This window comes from Treponema socranskii subsp. buccale, assembly GCF_024181585.1.
Taxonomy (GTDB): domain Bacteria; phylum Spirochaetota; class Spirochaetia; order Treponematales; family Treponemataceae; genus Treponema_D; species Treponema_D buccale.
This window is the reverse complement of sequence record NZ_CP054258.1, coordinates 2,460,639-2,478,546: the sequence shown is the minus strand read 5'-3', so window position 1 is coordinate 2,478,546 and position 17,908 is coordinate 2,460,639. Positions and strand designations below refer to the sequence as shown.

The 17,908-nt window shown below is 50.6% G+C and carries 12 protein-coding genes; 6 read left to right on the top strand and 6 right to left on the bottom strand.

The features are described 5' to 3' along the window. Positions 1 to 363: 363 nt before the first annotated feature. Together HRI97_RS11135 and carB are read left to right on the top strand one after the other, a co-directional pair. The gene (locus tag HRI97_RS11135) at positions 364 to 2,295 is read left to right on the top strand and encodes a leucine-rich repeat domain-containing protein (RefSeq protein WP_253725504.1); all 1,932 of its coding nucleotides are present in this window, start codon (positions 364 to 366) and stop codon (positions 2,293 to 2,295) included. A 365-nt stretch (positions 2,296 to 2,660) separates the two neighbouring features. Beyond that, complete coding sequence (gene carB / locus HRI97_RS11130; protein WP_253725503.1) at positions 2,661 to 6,869, top strand: carbamoyl-phosphate synthase large subunit; 4,209 nt, start codon at positions 2,661 to 2,663, stop codon at positions 6,867 to 6,869. A 232-nt stretch (positions 6,870 to 7,101) separates the two neighbouring features. Here the strand turns inward: carB and HRI97_RS11125 are convergent, their stop codons facing one another. From HRI97_RS11125 to HRI97_RS11100, 6 genes are all read right to left on the bottom strand, one after another. Further along, entirely contained in the window at positions 7,102 to 7,596 is a 495-nt protein-coding gene (locus HRI97_RS11125) for a hypothetical protein (RefSeq protein WP_253725502.1), read from the bottom strand. A gap of 305 nt (positions 7,597 to 7,901) precedes the next feature. Then, positions 7,902 to 9,272: a sodium-dependent transporter gene (locus tag HRI97_RS11120; protein WP_253725501.1), complete on the bottom strand. Its 1,371-nt coding sequence runs from the start codon at positions 9,270 to 9,272 to the stop codon at positions 7,902 to 7,904. Positions 9,273 to 9,397: 125 nt separating this feature from the next. Further along, entirely contained in the window at positions 9,398 to 10,252 is an 855-nt protein-coding gene (locus HRI97_RS11115; protein WP_253725500.1) for a lysophospholipid acyltransferase family protein, read from the bottom strand. Next, complete coding sequence (locus HRI97_RS11110; protein ID WP_253725499.1) at positions 10,249 to 10,917, bottom strand: beta-ketoacyl synthase chain length factor; 669 nt, start codon at positions 10,915 to 10,917, stop codon at positions 10,249 to 10,251. Before HRI97_RS11110 ends, HRI97_RS11115 begins: the two co-directional genes overlap by 4 nt. Positions 10,918 to 10,919: 2 nt before the next feature. Then, on the bottom strand, positions 10,920 to 12,056 hold the full coding sequence (locus HRI97_RS11105; RefSeq protein ID WP_253725498.1) for a methyltransferase: 1,137 nt from the start codon (positions 12,054 to 12,056) through the stop codon (positions 10,920 to 10,922). A 95-nt stretch (positions 12,057 to 12,151) separates the two neighbouring features. Next, positions 12,152 to 12,409 (bottom strand): SemiSWEET family transporter, encoded by a 258-nt coding sequence (locus tag HRI97_RS11100; protein WP_021331602.1) that lies wholly within the window; start codon positions 12,407 to 12,409, stop codon positions 12,152 to 12,154. A gap of 329 nt (positions 12,410 to 12,738) precedes the next feature. On the opposite strand from HRI97_RS11100, the gene HRI97_RS11095 reads away from it, so the two are divergent. From HRI97_RS11095 to HRI97_RS11080, 4 genes are read left to right on the top strand one after another with little or no spacing between them, the layout of a single operon-like run. After that, positions 12,739 to 13,764, top strand: coding sequence for an ABC transporter substrate-binding protein (locus HRI97_RS11095; protein ID WP_180484961.1), 1,026 nt, complete (start codon positions 12,739 to 12,741; stop codon positions 13,762 to 13,764). 42 nt (positions 13,765 to 13,806) lie between these two features. Beyond that, on the top strand, positions 13,807 to 14,952 hold the full coding sequence (locus HRI97_RS11090) for an ABC transporter ATP-binding protein (RefSeq protein WP_253725497.1): 1,146 nt from the start codon (positions 13,807 to 13,809) through the stop codon (positions 14,950 to 14,952). After that, on the top strand, positions 14,949 to 16,676 hold the full coding sequence (locus HRI97_RS11085) for an ABC transporter permease (RefSeq protein WP_253725496.1): 1,728 nt from the start codon (positions 14,949 to 14,951) through the stop codon (positions 16,674 to 16,676). Before HRI97_RS11090 ends, HRI97_RS11085 begins: the two co-directional genes overlap by 4 nt. A 4-nt stretch (positions 16,677 to 16,680) precedes the next feature. Further along, positions 16,681 to 17,790 (top strand): ABC transporter ATP-binding protein, encoded by a 1,110-nt coding sequence (locus HRI97_RS11080; RefSeq protein ID WP_021331606.1) that lies wholly within the window; start codon positions 16,681 to 16,683, stop codon positions 17,788 to 17,790. Positions 17,791 to 17,908: the final 118 nt, after the last annotated feature.

Below are 17,908 nucleotides of genomic sequence, written 5' to 3'. Positions count from 1 at the left end.
CGAGCTGCTCGCACGCCAACAATTCGTCACATCTTCGACCGCCTCTCGTTTTACCTCTTTTCATTTATATGCTTTTTTCCGTGTATACATTTCCGGTGCAACCGTTCTGAAAACAATAATTAATAAAACGAAAATATCACATGTCCTCGATAAATAATTAATAAAAGTTGTGAAAATCAGCGGAATATGTTATAATAATCATAAGATAACGGAAGTGTTCGACATCGGAAGACGTGCATCCTACAAAAGTTTTCAGAGGAGGTTTATGATGAACAAAGTAAAATCGAACCCTGTACATTTGTATAGGGGGGGGAGCTCGGTAAAACCCTTTTAAAAAAAGTACCGATTACAGCGGCCGGCATTTTGCTTTTTGCCGCAGCGCTCGTTTTTACAAGCTGCTCCAACGGCAGCGATTCGGGCGGCGGAACACCGCCGGTAACAAAGTACAAAGTAGAGCTTGACCGCAATATAGGCGGCAATGTAAAAGTAACACCCGCACTGAGCGATGACGGCATGGCAGCCGAAAACACCGTGCTTACCTTTACGGCAACGCCGCTTCAAGGCTACGATCTTGAAAAGTGGAAACTCGACGGCACGGCGGTAAACGGCACAGCGCTTACCTACACGCTCAAAGTTACGGCAAACGCACAGGTTTTTGTATTCTTTAAACGGAACGGTGAGCCGCCTCCTGCCATGCACACGGTAACGCTTACCGAGCCGGAGCACGGCAGTGTAGATACTGTGCCGGTAATCCCGCCCGGCCATCACAAAGTGCCCGAAGGCACCGAACTTATCTTTAGGGCAGAACCGGATGCAGGCTATGCGGTGGACACATGGTCGGTTACACCCGAAGGCGATCTGGAAGCAGGAGGTAATGCCGGCAGCAGCACGGCAACGCTGAGCGTAAGCAATGACGTTACTGTAACGGTTACCTTTAAGCAGGTACAGTTCAAAATCGATTTCGGCGTAGACGGTACGCTCGGTACGCTTACAGCAAAAGTTGACGGCAGCGAAATCAGTTCGGGCGATACGGTCGAACACGGCAAAACCGTCGTCTTTAAGGCAACGCCTGATTCAAACTGCGCGGTCGAACAATGGACAAACAACGGAACGCCAATCGCCGCGGCGGGAACAAACGCAACCTACAACCATACCGTAACGGCAGCGGCAAACATCAAAGTAAAGTTTAAAAGTACCTATACCGGTCCTGCGCTCACGGTGGATACAACAGAGCTTACCGGAACAGCAGGACATGATTTTGAATACCGGTTCGTAACGGCAGGTTCAGGCAACTACGATGCGCACTCTGAAAATGTGTCCATCCTCTGGGTTGCTAAGACGACGGATCTGAACAGTCAGGGTAAAATCGGGATACGGTGCGTACAAGCCGGTTCAACACGCATAAAGATAACCGACAAAGTAAGCGGACAAACCGCTTTTTCAGGCCTCATTACCGTAAAACCGGACGAAAATTACTTTGAAGAAGGCGGCGTGCGCTACCGCATAACGGACAACACCGCCGGAGCGGAAAAGGTGAGCGTAACCGCAGGTACAGGTCCCCAAACTGACGTGGAGTACACGGGAACATCGCTTACCATACCCAAAGAAGTTACCCACGGCGGCGTAACCTACACAGTAACGGGCATAGAGCGCCCCGACCATTGGGGAACGACGCTGCAAAGCGTAACGGTCGCATCCGATAACGCCTACCTTTTGGCCGAAAACGGCGTTATCTTTAACAAAGATAAAACCGTACTGTTAGGCTATCTGCCGGGTAAACCGGATGCTTCTTACATCGTTCCTGCAAGCGTAAGAAAATTGGGAGAGGCTTCTTTCAGAAATATTTCTGCACTCACTGCCGTTACGCTGCCAAACGGCTTAAAGACTATTGATTGGTATGTATTTTATAAATGCCCCAACCTTGCAACACTTAACTTGCCGTCTTCGCTGGAATCTATCGGCGATGATTCGCTGAGAGAAATAAAAGTGAGTTCGATAGTTGTACCGGAAAACATAACAGCGCTTAATGACAGCTTCCTTTACTATTGCCCCGAATTGACGTCGGTCGAGCTCCCCTCAACGCTTACCGCAATATGGAGGTATTCATTTTCGTACGATCCTAAACTGAAGACGGTAACGTGCAAAGCGGCAACTCCGCCGGTCATTACAGCTGGCCGAGGAGTGTTTGAAGGCACGCCCATCGGTTCTGCAACGCTCAAAGTGCCCGCCGGCTCCAAAGCGCTCTACCAAGCCGCAGAAGGCTGGAAAGACTTCGGCACGATTGTGGAGTTTTGATGGTATCGCACACAGTCGGTTTTCAGCTCGCAATTGTATGAGAATTGCACATCCGTGTGCGGTGGCTAAAGATAACTTCCCGCTTTTCTACGGGGTTTTTAGGGGTGGAACCCCTAAACAGTGCGAGGAAGAAGGATGGGGTTATAGGGGCAGGGAGAAACCCCTGCCCTGAACGGGGGTGTCGCCCTGCCCCTATTTGATTACAAATTAAACTAATCTGACCGCTCTCAAGTTGGAGGAAACTCCGGCTTGAGAGCGGTTTTTTTTGTGCGTGTTGTAAGCGGTGTGCTGCTGTGGAAGTACCGCTGTCGGGGGTATTCATTTTTTTTATAAAAATATATAATTGTATTTTAAGAGGATGCCCTATGCCGTTAAATACATCGATTCGTAAAGTTATGGTTATCGGTTCGGGGCCGATCGTCATCGGGCAGGCCGCCGAATTCGATTACGCGGGTACGCAAGCATGCAAAGCGCTCAAAGAGCAGGGCTTGAGCGTCGTCCTCGTCAATTCGAATCCTGCAACGCTCATGACCGATCGCTCCATGGCGGACGCGGTGTATATCGAACCGCTTATTCCCGAAACGATCCGGCGGATTATCGAAAAGGAAAAGCCCGACAGTTTGCTTTCGACACTCGGCGGGCAAACAGGCCTCACGCTGAGCATGGAGCTTGCCAAATCGGGATTTTTAAAAAGTCACGGAGTGCAGCTTTTGGGCGCGCGGCCGGATACGATCGATAAAGCGGAAGATCGGCAGATTTTCAAAGACACGATGCTGTCCATCGGCGAACCGTGCATTCCGTCAAAAGTCGTGACGACGCTTGAGGACGCCGTCGATTTTGCGGAGCATGAAATCGGATATCCCGTGATAGTGCGCCCCGCATTTACGCTCGGCGGCACGGGCGGAGGCATCGCGGAAACGAAGAGCGAGCTCGAAGAGATTGCGCAAAACGGGCTGCACCGTTCGCCCATCCATCAGATACTCGTCGAAAAATGTATTGCCGGCTGGAAGGAAATCGAATTCGAAGTCGTGCGCGATCACAGCGGTAACGCGATCACCGTGTGCTCTATGGAAAACGTCGATCCCGTCGGCATCCATACCGGCGACTCGATCGTCGTCGCTCCGACGATGACGCTTTCCGATAAAGAATATCAAATGCTGCGTTCGGCTTCTTTCAATATCGTCGGTTCGCTCGGCATGGAAGGCGGCTGTAACGTTCAGTTTGCGCTGCACCCTTCGACTTCCGAATATGCGGTCATCGAAGTGAATCCGCGCGTATCCCGTTCGTCGGCGCTCGCATCGAAAGCGACGGGCTATCCGATTGCGCGCGTTGCGACGCTCATCGCGATCGGCTATAACCTCGACGAGATTCCGAACTTCGTGACGAAAAAAACGTCGGCGTATTTCGAACCCGTCGTCGATTATGTCGTCGTAAAGATGCCGAAATTTCCGTTCGACAAATTCGTATATGCAAAGCGCACGCTCGGCACGCAGATGAAAGCGACGGGTGAAGTGATGTCGATCGGGCGTACGTTTGAAGAAGCGATTATGAAAGCCGTACGCGGCGCCGAAATCGGAACGGATTCGATGCGCTTAAAACAGTTTGTAAACGAAAGCGATGAGCGCATCAAAGAGCGCATCGGAGAATGTACCGACCGCAGAATTTTTGCGATCTACGAAGCGCTCGTGCGCGGCATCATGTCGATCGACGAAATTAATAAAATTACGAAAATCGATATATGGTTTTTGGCAAAACTGCAGCACATCGCGTTCCGTGAACTCGAACTCGCATCGATAAAAACCGGCAAGCAACAGCTTTCGCCTCTTTTGTATCTTGAAGCGAAAAAAGACGGCTTCCCCGATAAAACGATCACCGAGTTGAGCGGAGTTGCGATCCCGGGCGGCTCGGGAATTATTAAAGAAGCGAAAAACGCCGCTGCGCTCGTAAAGCAGGGTAAGCTCGCGCACATTCCCGCAACGTATAAAATGGTCGATACCTGCACCGGTGAGTTCAGTGCGGAAACGCCGTATTTTTACGGCGGCTACTATGAGGAAAACGAAGCGGCGGGTTTTCTCGCCGAACATGCAAAATCGAAAAGCAAAAAAGGTACGATCATCGTGCTCGGTTCGGGTCCGATCCGCATCGGTCAGGGAATCGAATTCGATTATGCGTCGGTGCAGTGCGTGTGGTCGCTGAAAAAACTCGGCTACGATGTCGTGACGATCAACAACAATCCCGAAACGGTTTCAACCGATTTCGATACGTCAGACCGCTTGTACTTCGAACCGCTTACGCCGGAAGACGTGATGAGCGTCATCAATACGGAAAAACCGATCGGTGTCGTCGTCGCTTTCGGAGGACAGACGGCGATAAAATTAACAAAATTTCTCGATGAACAGGGCATAAAAATTCTCGGCACGAGCGCCGAATCGATCGACATCGCGGAAGACCGCGAAAAATTTGAAGCGCTTTGCGTCAAACTCGGTATCAATAAACCCGCAGGGGAAACGGTTTTGACGACGGAAGAAGCGATCGCGTCCGCCCGGCGCATCGGCTATCCGATTTTGCTCAGGCCCTCTTACGTGCTCGGCGGACAAAATATGATCATCGCGTGGGGAGACGCCGATGTGCGCGAATACATGGGCATCATCCTTTCGCAGGGCATCGAAAATCCGGTGCTCATCGACAAATACATGGGCGGCACCGAACTCGAAGTCGATGCGATCTGCGACGGCAAAGACATTTTGATTCCGGGTATCATGGAGCACATCGAACGTGCGGGCATTCATTCCGGCGATTCGATCGCCGTGTACCCGTCGTGGAATCTCAACGATATCCTCCGGCAAAAAATTATTAAGCAGTCGCGCGAACTCGCGCTTGCGCTCGGCACGAAAGGGCTTGTCAATATTCAATATCTCATCTACAACAACGATCTCTATGTGATCGAAGTGAATCCTCGTTCGAGCCGCACGGTGCCCTATATCAGCAAAGTGACGGGCGTGCCGATGGTCGAACTTGCAGTGCGCGCGATGCTCGGCGAAAAGGTAAAGAGCTTCGGTTACGGTACGGGGCTGTACCGCATTTCGCCGTACTTCGCCGTAAAAGTGCCGGTGTTCAGTTTTGAAAAACTCATGGACGTCGATACGCATTTGGGACCGGAGATGAAATCGACCGGCGAAGTGCTCGGCCTTGCCTCGACGATGGAAGAAGCGATTTACAAGGGACTTATCGGCGCGGGTTACCGCATGAAAAGAAGCGGCGGCGTTTTGTTTACGGTGCGGAAAACCGATCAGTTTGAAATCCCCGACCTCGCGCGGAAATTTTACGATATGGGATTTACGCTGTACGCGACCGAAGGTACGGCGGGCGTTATTAAAGACTTCGGCATGGAAGTGACGGTCGTAAACAAAATCCACGAAAATCCCGACGACAATCTTTTGACGCTCCTCGATACCGGTAAAATCGACTACGTGATTTCGACGAGTACGAAGGGGCGCAATCCGCATGCCGACAGCGTGCGGATGCGGCGTCACGCCGTAGAGCGCGACATACCCTGCCTCACCGCAATCGATACGGCGAACGCGATTGCGAACTGCCTCATGAGCCATTACAATGCGGAAAACGTCGAACTCGTCGATATCAATGCGCTGCGCGAATCGAAAGAAAAACTGCGCTTTTGCAAAATGCAGAGTACGGGAAACGATTTTATCCTCATCGATGCGAGGAAGCAGGCGGTATCGAATCCTGCGGGGCTTGCCGTCCGCCTGTGCAACCGCCGCATGGAAATCGGCGCCGATTCGCTCGTGCTTGTCAAAGATTCGGACAAAGCGGACGCGTATATGCAATTTTTCAATCAGGACGGAAGCGAAGGGCGCTTGGCGGGAAACGCGATCCGTGCCGTCGCAAAATATCTGTACGACAACAATATCAACGGCGTAAAAGACCGCGGAGATGCGGCATCCCCGACGGCATCCCTTTCGATCGATACGGCGAGCGGTACGAAGTCGCTCGTGCTGTATAAACTCGACGGAAAAGTTTCTTCCGTCACCGTCGACATGGGGCGCCCGCTTTTCGATGCCGCATCTCTTCCGACGACGCTTTCGCCCGTTCCGACTTCGAGCGAATCGCTTGCCGCTCGGCTTCCTCAAAAAGCGATCGTCAATGTGCCGCTTACCGTAGACGGTACGAACTACGACGTTACGTGCCTTTCCGTCGGTACGCCGCACTGCGTCGTATTTTGCGGCTTTGTCGATAAAGTCGATGTCGAAAAAATCGGGCCGCTCTTTGAAAACAACGCCGCTTTTCCGAATCGGACGAATACGGAGTTCGTGCGTGTCGTCGGCCGGAACGAATTGAAGATGCGGACGTGGGAACGGGGCAACGGGGAAACGCCCGCCTGCGGTACCGGCGCATGTGCGGCCGCGATCGCCGCCGTGCTGAACGGCTATTGTCCGATGGATGAAAACATCACCGTGCAAGTGCGCGGCGGCACGCTCATCGTAAAGTACACCGGCGATACCGTCTATTTGACCGGACAGAGCGACACGGTTTACGAAGGCGAAATCGAGATTTAATCGGCATATCCGAAAAAAGCATCGGATATGTTGTCCTAAAAAGGTGATTGCCGCCGTCGGCAAAGTAGCGGCCGGTAAAACCTTTGCACGAATAAAAAAACGCGGGATGGTTGAACCTCGCGTTTTTTGTTAAATTCGAAATTGAATCGATTGTTAAAATTTTTGCACCGCATCATCGGCCGTTCGGCAAAGGGGGCGGAGACGCTCTGATTTCAGAGCTTACTCAATACGTTTACTTAACGATCTGTGCAAGAATTTTTCCCCAGTCAGCGAAAGAGCCGAGTTCCGTATATTCGTCCGTCGTAAGACATTCCGGCGTACCGGTTTGTTTTCTGGAAAAATTTCTTGCAAGACCGATGGCGCCCCAAAGCGTATCGTTGATCTCAACGGTGACGCCCCCTGCGGTTTGTTTTGAGTCTTTCGGAAAGTTTTTAATAATATACGTTTTGACGGTAGCGCCGGTTCCGAATAATTTTACGGCCGCCTCATCAGACGATGCATTGACTACAATCGTAAGTCCCGGATCGATCCTTGCTTTTTTCGTCGTCGTTCCGCTGTCCGAATAATAGAGGTAGTACATAAGGGAAACGGTTTCGCTTTCGACTTTATAATCGATAGGTTCTTTAATCCACGTGTCTTTCGGCGAGACTTCTTTCAATACATGGTCGCAAGATGCAAAAACGAATACCGCCGCGAGTACCGAAAAAATTGCCAAATTTTTTTTCATACCAACCTCCCATAAAAACTTTTGCAGGAAGTTGCAACTTCCGAAAAAGTTTTTAGTCGTGCGCAAAAGCGCACACGTTCAATAATCGAGTTTGCGAAACTATACCGTATCGTATTCTTTCGATTTTCATCAAAACGATACGTATACATAGCTTCCGCAAACATCCGTGCAAACTCGAGATAAAAAGCGACGGCGATATTTCAGACGGCGCTTTTTATCGTACCTCCTTGGTTCGGATATATTTCTTTGTCTATATATAGTATAGCGTATTTTTATAATATTACCATGGATTTTCCGCGTCGGCATCAGAAAAATTTGTCTTTTATACCGATGATAAATATCGATATGATGATGACCGGCAAAATATACGTCGTATAAAAACGCAGCCAATTCGGCAGCTTCGCTCCGTCTCCCGCGTTCGCTTCTTCGGTAAATTTTTTCCATCCCCAGCCGCTCTTCGATACACAAAACAGCAGATAGATGAGAGAGCCGAGCGGAAGGGCGATATTGCTGACGAGAAAATCTTCCAAGTCGAGGATGCCCGAACCTTTGCCGAGCGGCTGTACGCCCGAAAGCACATTGAAGCCGAGCGCGCACGGCAGAGAAAGAATTATCATAACGAATATATTGACGACGGCGATTTTTTTTCGCGACCGGCCGGTCAAATCGATATTGCACGCGATGATCGTTTCAAAGACGGCGATAACGGTTGAAAAAGCCGCGAAAGCCATAAAGAGGAAAAAGAGGCTGCCCCAAATTCGTCCGCCTGCCATATTGTTGAAGATATTCGGCAATGTGATAAAAAGCAGGTTCGGCCCGCTTCCCGCATCGACGCCGAACGCCGAGCACGCCGGAAATATGATGAGACCTGCAAAAAAAGCGATAAAAGTGTCGAGGGCGGCGACGCGTATCGATTCGCCGAACAGCGAATGTTCTTTTCCGATATAGCTTCCGAAAATCGCCATGGCGCCGATGCCGAGGCTCAGCGTAAAAAACGACTGATTCATCGCGGCGACAACGGTAGCGACGATGCCCGTTTCCTCCATCCGCTTGAAATCGGGAAGGAGATAAAATTTCAAACCGGCGCTTCCGCCTTTTAAAAAGATGCTGTGGATCGCAAGCACGAGCAGGAGCGCAAAGAGCGCGGTCATCATTATTTTGGTGATTTTTTCGACGCCTTTTTTCAAACCCGCGGCGCAGATTGCAAAGCCCGAGACGACGACGACGATCATCCAAAACGTCATAACGCCCGGCTTTGAAAGCATTGCCGGAAAAAACGCGCTCACTTGCTCAACGTTTTTACCGTCGAATGCGCCCGTTACGCTGAGATAAAAATAGTGCAGCATCCAGCCGGTAACCGTCGTGTAAAACATCATAAGCAGGTAATTTCCCGCGAGCGCCATATAGCCGTGCAAGTGCCATTTTTGTCCCGGTTTTTCAAGCACGTTGAATGCGCGGAGCGGACTTTTTCTGCTTGCCCGCCCGACGGCGAATTCCATCGTCAATATGGGGATGCCCATGATGATGAGGAAAAACAAGTATACGAGTACGAAGGCGCTTCCGCCGTGAAAGCCCGTGATATACGGAAACTTCCAAACGTTTCCGATTCCTATTGCGCATCCTGCCGAAAGAAGAATAAATCCGAGCCTCGAGCTGAGGTTTTCACGTTGTTCCATAATGAACTCCAAAATTAATAATTATTATTTTCGATTTTATAAAAATCGATATGAATTTTTCGGTTAATAATCCGCCTTGTAAAATCCGAAAACCGGAGGCTTTCGGCCGGTTTAAGGCGATTGATTTATACCGTGCGATTGTCGACGAGCAGGGCTTTGTCCGCAATCGTTTGATGTATTTTTTCGGTAATGTGTTTCGCTGCAATCTGCGGTTCAAGCGATTCGTAGTCTGCGATTTTGATTTCATCGAGCATATAGATGTTATAGCGGTACACACCCGATCGCGCGTATGAAAAAAATGCGTCGTGTTTACCGAGTCCGTATTTATCGCTGCCGCCTATGTATACCGGCAGGATGTCGCAGTGTGTGTCGAGTGCCATACGGGCGGCTCCTTTTTTGAATGCGTTCGTACCGTTGCGGGGCGTCCGCGTACCTTCGGGAAATACGATGAGGTTCGTGCCGGTCTCAAGCGAATTTTTGCAAAGTTCGATCATCTCTTCATAGCCGAGCGTATTGACGATGTACAGCTGTCTGATGACGCCCGCATACAGCGAATTGGCAAGACTTCCGCGCACGATACAGTCCGCATTCGGAATGAGGGAAATGAGAAACACGACATCGAGCATGGACGGGTGATTTGCGACGACGATTTTCGACGAGAGGCTGCGGAATTTTTCTTTATCCGCCGCTTGAAAGCGCAGGACGCCCAAAATGCGAATGAAATTGATAAAAAATCGAAACGCAAATGAAACCGTTGCCCGCGCCGCTTTTTGAAATCGCGCTTTCGGATGGATCAAAAGCCGTTCGATCGGCAAGACGATGAGACCGAGCAGAATGCTGCCCGTGCCGAAAAATGCATAGAAAAATAATTTTATAACCGCTCCGTATACGTAGAGGAGCGGATTTTTTATCGGCGGTAAATCACCGAGGGATGTGCGGATTTCGTCGGGAGCTGTTTTATTATTTGTTAATTTACTCAAAATGCTGTGTCCTCTAAAATAATATTCTTTAAAAAATCCGCGGCTCGTTCGGGAACTGCGGACACGTCGGAAATAGCGACACCGTTTTTCGAAAGAGAAAGGACGGCTGCAAACGCAAGCGGTTCGAAGTTTTCCGTGCCGAGAGCTTTGTATGCTTCGGGAACGAGTTCGTCCGCGTATACGAGCATGACTTCTTTTTCTTCGCCGGAAAGAATCGGCGCGCAGGCTCCTTCAAAGGCGTTTCGGAAATTGCCGTGAGACGGAAAGATAGCCGAATATCCTCCTCTCAAACCGAAGGCAATCGTTGCAAGCGCGATCGGAGTGTTGAACACGGAAAGCGAAAAAGCCGCAGGTGACACTTCTTTTTCTTCGACGAGTTTTTTGCTCACCGAAAATTCGCGAGCGAGTTCACCTCGGCAGGAGACGAAGGTTTGCGGCATATCTTTTGCCGCTTCGGATTTTTCGAGCAGGTCGTGAATGACTTGAATCGTCATTTTGCTTATTTGGCTGAGCCTTCTTCGGAAAATGGCATCGGTGTATTCGAGCTTCGGTGCGTCGTTTGTCGGTAGAATCGATTTTTCACCGCGCGCCCATTTTTTCCAATCTTCGTTCGACTCGAGTCCGGACGCCCACGCTGTTATGTTTGAAACGACAATCCGTGCCACGTCTAGGCCCTCTTGCGGAACACGAGCAGCGAATAGCTGTTCGATCCGAGATTGTGATGTTCGTGCTTCAGTGCAAAGCCTGCCGCTTCGACGGCATCGACGAGTTCGCGAAAGCGGTACATTTTGCTCGTGCCGTTCGCCATGCACGTAAAGTAAAGCGACGTCGCCTGCAGCGAATACGAGCTCGCTTCAAAGCGCTGTTTGTCCCACAGCGGCTCGAGTACGTACACATTCGTTTCGGGCTTCGCCGCTTTATATACTTTCGTTAAAATTTTCGTCACCTGCGGAAGCGAAAAACAATCGAGGAATTGACTCATCCATACGGCATCGGGCGACGCGGGGAGCGATGTCGTTTCGTCGAGCACGTTGCACGGGTGAACGGCGATCCTGTCCGCGAATCCGGCATTTGCCGCATTTTTTTCGGCGACGGCCGTCTGTCCGGGTAAATCGACGATCGTCACATGTACCTCTTTGTCATAGGCGCAGCATGCAACTGCCCACTTTGCGGTGTTGCCGCCGATGTCGACGAGATGCTGCGGCTTGTCGCCGAATACGATAGGCAGCGCTTCCGGAAAAGCGATGTCGCTGTAAAAGTGGTCGAACGCGAACCAGCTGTGTTTTGCCCGGTCGGGCAGCGAAGAGAGCGCTTCGTAGATCGTCGCCCACTGCGTGCCGAAATATTTCAATCCTGCCGGTTTTCCCGTTCGGATCGATTCATCCAAATCGTAAGCGCCCATATAACAGATATCGTTTGTAAAATTGAAATTCACCTTTGTTAAATCATCTTCGAGCAGCATCCAGCCGATTTTTCCGATGATAAATTTTTCGGTTTTGCCGGCATCGGCGCTGCCGTCCGCTATGCTGTCTTTTGTGAGTTTTATGACATTCATGCCGAGCGCCATTTCGCAGAGCACTCCGACGCCGTATTCCGAAACGCCCGTTTTTTCGGCGAGGGCCGCTCTCGTGATACCTTTGTCTCCGGCGCTTTCGATTGCCCGCAAAATATTTAAGTCGATCATGGTGCGTATCGCTTGAAATGCGAGCGGGGCGAACGCTATCTTTTGCGCTTCGAATTTCGCGTCGACGGCGCGGATATCGTCCGTTGTAAATTTTTCCGCATTATAGAGAGCTTTATCCATAATATGCAAATAATTTTATCATAGGGCGCGGCATGCGTCAATGCAGCGGAATTTATATGCGGTGATGTATGCGAGCCGTAGGCGTACCGGTTCGATTAAAAGGCAGCGAATGTTGCAATTAGTCCGAAGATAACGCCGGGCAGATTTGCCGCCGATAAAGGATAGTCGCGTTTTTCTTTTAAAAGTCCGTAAGCCGTCCATATAGTGCAGTTAACCGCGGCAGCTAAAGGCTGTATAAACGGCGTTTTGTGTCCGTGAACGTCGCCCCATATTTGGGGAATATATGATACATACATAAACACTGAAAGTACCGTTCCGATCCAGCCTAAAATTTTTAATTTTTTTTCGCTCATCCTGTTCCCCTTGCGGATCCTGTACCCGCATATATGCGCCACTATATCGTAATTGTAAAAAAGATACAATCAACAACCCCGACGCGGCATGTGAGATAACCCTCCGCACGAATAAATCGCGTTATCGTTTCGATTCGCACAGGTCGTACTCCGGCAGCGGTCATTCCGTTTGCCGCGGAACCTTTATCATTTGCTGAATTCGCGGTTTAAAAAACGGTTTTTTCGCCCGATATCCGAAATTTACACTGGCAAAATACACGATATGATATATACTGTATTTATTCGTTTTATCATCGGATAAAATATCGATCACATTTCAGGAGAATGATATGCACAAGCGAATCGCAGTCATATTGACGGCAATCATGTTCATCGCGGGATTGATCTCGTGTTCGAAAAAAAGCGCGGAAACTTCCGAGGGTGCGTCGTCGCAGTCCGGATCGGTCATGTTGTATTCGTCGCTGAAAGAAGCGCAGCTCATCGCGGTAAAAGAAGGGTTTACCAAAAAATACCCGAACATCGTTATGGATTATTACGCTGCGGGAACGAGCAAAGTCGCGACGAAGATGGCTGCGGAAAAGCAGTCGGGGCAAATCGCCTGCGATTTGGTATGGGTCGGCGATCCGTCGAACTATATTACGTTCAAAGAGCAGGGCATCCTCGAAGCCTATGCGTCTCCCGAAGCCGCTCACGTCGACGCGTTGTATAAAGATCCCGAAAATTATTATTGCGGCGGCCGCATGGTCGTCATGGGTTTCGCATACAACACGAATACGGTAAAACCGGAACAGGCGCCGAAAACGTGGAACGATCTGCTCGATCCGTTTTATAAAAATCAAATCGTTATGACCGATCCCGGCGAATCGGGAACGACGTTTTACGCGGTTGCGGGCTTGCTCGCCGACGCGAAATACGGCGAAGCCTATTTTAAAAAATTAAAAGCGGCGGGCACCGAACTTGAAAGCGGTACGACGTCGACGCATACGAAAGTCGCTGCGAGTGCATACAAAGTGTGTATCGCCGTCGACTACGTTACTCAGACGCTTGAAAGCGACGGTTCTCCGATCAAATTCGTGTATCCCGAAACCGATCTCGTCGCCATTTCGAGTCCGATCGCGCTCATTAAAAATTCCGCGAATCAGGAAAACGGCAAACTTTTGTACGATTACATCCTGTCGGAAGAAGGTCAGAAGATTTTGAGCGAACACGGCTGTGCGTCGATCAGAGACGACGTTCAAAAAGAGGGCAGTCTCCCTCCGTCGGAAATCGCCAAGCGCGCTATGAAAATCGACGACGCGGAAATTGCAAAGCACAGCGGCGATGTTCTCGCCGTCTTCGACAAAATCTTCAAATAAAAACTGCACGGCGGCGTTGCTCGTTATCGCGGCGGCCGCCGTATGCTGCGGTTTTCCATAAACCGATTCGGTACGTATATGGCTCAGATAAAATTCGATTCCGTTACATTCAGATACGGAACGCACACGATATTCGAGGATTTTTCGCTCACGGTGGACGAAAGCCAAATCCTCGGCGTCGTCGGTCCGTCCGGCTGCGGCAAAACGACGCTCATCCGCTGTCTCTGCGGATTTATTAAACCGGAAAAGGGCGAAATCCACATCGGCGACACATGTGTGTTCAGCGCAAAAAAGCGTATCAATGTTGCGCCCGAAAAACGCAATATCGGCGTCGTCTTTCAGGATTACGCGGTGTGGCCGCACATGACGGTGTGGGAAAACGTCGTCTATCCGATGAAAAAGAAAAAGATGTCGAAAGACGAAATACAAAAAAAAGCGGAGTTCGCGCTTTCTCAAGTACGGATGGAAAAATATAAAAATCACTTGCCGTCTCAGCTGTCGGGCGGACAGCAGCAGCGCGTTGCGATCGCGCGTTCTCTCGTGTCGTCGGACGATGTTATCGTACTCGACGAGCCGATTACGAACCTCGACGCAAAGCTCCGCGAAGAGATGCTCGTCGAAATACGGCAGATCCAGCGGACGGTCGGTACGACGATTTTATATATAACGCACGATCAGCAGGCGGCTTTACAGCTTTGCGATAAAATCGCGGTGATGAATCCCTCCGGTGCTTTAAGTCAAATCGGCACCGACGAAGAGATCCTGCTCACCCCCGCCGATAAATTCGTCTTTACGTTTATCGGCGTATCGAATTTTATTCCGGTAAAGAAAAAATCGGACGGTATGTATTTCGATCTGAACGGCAAAGAGATACGCTACGCCGATGTCCCCGAATCCGCGTTGCCGTCCGATGTGACGAACGGTGAATACGATATGGGCATCCGTCCGTCCGACATCGTTTTCGATGAAACCTCTTCCGTGCGCGGTACCGTAAAGAGTTCGAGTTTTCTCGGAAGCGAAAGCACCTACTTCGTCGATTTCGAAGGCAAGGAAATACGCGTCGAACAGGGTACGCTCGACATGCTCAATTCCCGCGAGTATGCGCCCGGCGACGTTGCGGGGCTGAAGTTCATCAATCCGAAATACTATGCGCGGGAAAAAACCGCCCGGGCGGCGGAGGCTGTATGATGTTTAAAAACCGCAATGCCGATTTGGCAAAGCTTGACGGCAAACGTTTTGCCTTGAATCTCGACGGTGTCATGACGGCGCTCAGCTTTGTGATTTTGTTTATCGTTGTCATCATTCCGATCTTTATGATCATCTACAACGCGTTTTTTTACGAACACCGATTCGACTTGGGTTTGTTTGCACGCGTCATCGGCAACAAAGACAATATCGGCGCTATGTGGAATACGATCGTCATCGCGTTTTGGGTGACGGTGCTCGGTACGATCGTGGGGCTTTTTTATGCGTGGCTGCTCGGCAGAAGCGACATCCCGCTCAAAGGCCTCATGCGCAGCCTCTTTACGATCCCGTATATGTTTCCGCCGTTTTTCGGAGCGATGGCGTGGGACTTGATGCTTTCATCTCGCGGCGGCTATATCAACAATTGGATTATGTCGACTTTCCATTTGCAAAAGGCGCCCGTCAACATCAATTCGGTGTGGGGTATCATATTCGTCGAAGTGTCGTATTATTTTCCGTTCGTGTTTATGCAGGTCGTCAGCGCGCTTGAACGCATGGATCCGACGCTCGAAGAATCCGCGCGCATCGCCGGTGCAAAGCAGGGCTACGTTATCAGGAGGATTACGCTTCCGCTCGTGCTGCCTGCCATATCGTCGGGTGCGCTGCTCATCCTCATTTCATCGCTCGCGCATTTCGGCGTTCCGTCGATTCTCGGGTTTTCGCAAAATATCTATACGCTGCCGACGAAGATTTATCAGTTGATAAACCGTGCGGCCGGCGATTTCAACGGCATCCGCGAAGGGGCGGCTCTTTCGGTTTTGCTCGTCATCGTCGTGTCGGTCGCTCTCGTTATTCAAAAGCTCGTGTTGCGCTCGGGCAGTTACGATATCATCAAAGGAAAGAGCATGCGCCCGACGCTGATCAAATTGCGCCACGGAAAATATCCGTTGCTGGTTATCGCATTTTTGTCGCTCATCGTCATCGTGCTCGTACCGCTCGTCATGATTTTTCTCGTCGGATTTTTGAAAGCGTACGGACTGCCGCTTACGTTTGCAAACTTTACGTTTAAAAATTATGCGAACATATTGTTCGGCAATAAAATGGTGACGGATTCGATCCGCAATTCGCTGTTTCTTTCCGTTTCCGCCGGCGTGTTGAGTATGTTCCTCGGCGTTATGATCGCGTACGTTGTCAACAAAATCAAACCGAAGGGCAAGGGCATTTTGGAAATCGTTTCGGTACTTCCGTATTCGATTCCGGGAACGGTACTCGCCATCGGCGTTATTCTCGCGTGGTCGGGCGTTATTTTCCATATCAATTTATACAATACGATTTGGATCATTCTCATCGCGTACATCGCGCGTTATCTGTCGTTTTCGATGAAGTCCGCGTCCGCATCTCTGCAGCAAGTGCATCCGTCTCTCGAAGATGCCGCGCGTTCGTGCGGGGCGTCTCACAGCGAAGCGCTCAAAGACATAACGCTGCCTCTTATCCGGCCGGCGATGGTGTCGGGATTTTTCCTGATCTTTTTGCCCGCCATGCGCGAACTCACCACATCGGTGCTGCTCTACGGTCCGTATACGCGGACGCTCGGAGTGGCGATTTACTCGCTGCGCAGCGACGGTTATATCCAGAGAGCTTCCGCGCTCGCTTCGGTAGCCATCATATTGATCATCGTGTGCAATACGATCGTCACGCAGATTACAAAAGAGAGAAAAGGAAGGTAGCGCCGTGGCTCAAGTCGTATTAAAACACGTTACGAAAAAATTCGAAGAAAAATCGATAGAGTCGGTTGTCGCGGTAGACGACTTCAATCTCGAAATTGAAGAGGGTGAATGCTTTTCGTTTCTCGGCCCGTCGGGCTGTGGCAAAACGACGACGCTCCGCATGATCGCGGGCTTCGAAGATTTAACCGAAGGCGAAATTCATTTATGCGGGCGGCCGGTGTCGGTCAAAAGCAAAAACTTGTACGTGCCGCCGGAAGAACGCGGATTGGGCATGGTGTTTCAAGCGTTCGCGGTGTGGCCGCACATGAACATTTTCGAAAACGTCGCGCTGCCGCTCAAAGTGCAAAAAGTCGCACGAAACGAAATCAAAGAGCGGGTTGCCGCAGCTCTTTCGTATACGAATTTGGACGGATTGGAATCGCTCTATCCGGGGAATCTTTCCGGCGGACAGCAGCAGCGCATCGCTCTTGCCCGCGCGATCGTGACGAATCCGAAAGTCATGCTGCTCGACGAACCGCTTTCGAATCTCGATCCGAAACTGCGCGAGTCGATGCGTTTCGAAATCAAAGAGCTGCAGAAAAAATTCAATTTTACGATCATTTTCGTCACGCACGATCAGTCCGAAGCGATGGCGCTGTCCGACCGCATGATGGTCATGGACATGGGAAAGATCGTCCAAATCGATACGCCGCGCAATCTCTACAACAAACCGGTGAACAGATTCGTGCACAGCTTTTTGGGAAAATCGACCTTTGTCAAAGTCGAAATCAAAGACGGCAAAGCGTATCCCGACGGCGATTATTCGCAGGCCATTCCGTGCCGGCTTCCCGACGACGCGTCGAACGGGGAAAAGCGTTTTATGGCGGCGCGCCCGAATGCGATCAATCTGAATAAATCGGTCGGATATAAAACGAAAATCGAAAAGCGCGTGTTCCTCACCGATTGCACCGAATACTACGTAAAAGTCGGCGGACAGATGCTCCTCGTGCAGACACCGCACCGCGTCGTATTCAGGCAGGGAGAGGAGTGCCGCGTCGATTTGGTCGGCGTCATGTGGTATAAAGACGACGATAAAAACTCCGAAGAAGAGCGCGCCCGTCGCCAACTCGTATAATTGCGCGGAGTGCTTGCGTAAAGGGGCTGTCGCAGAAGCCGGCCGCTACGGTGTTGTGCAGCGACGGGCATCAAAGGATAATGCTTGCGGGGCGGATGCTTTGTCGTATGCTTTTTGT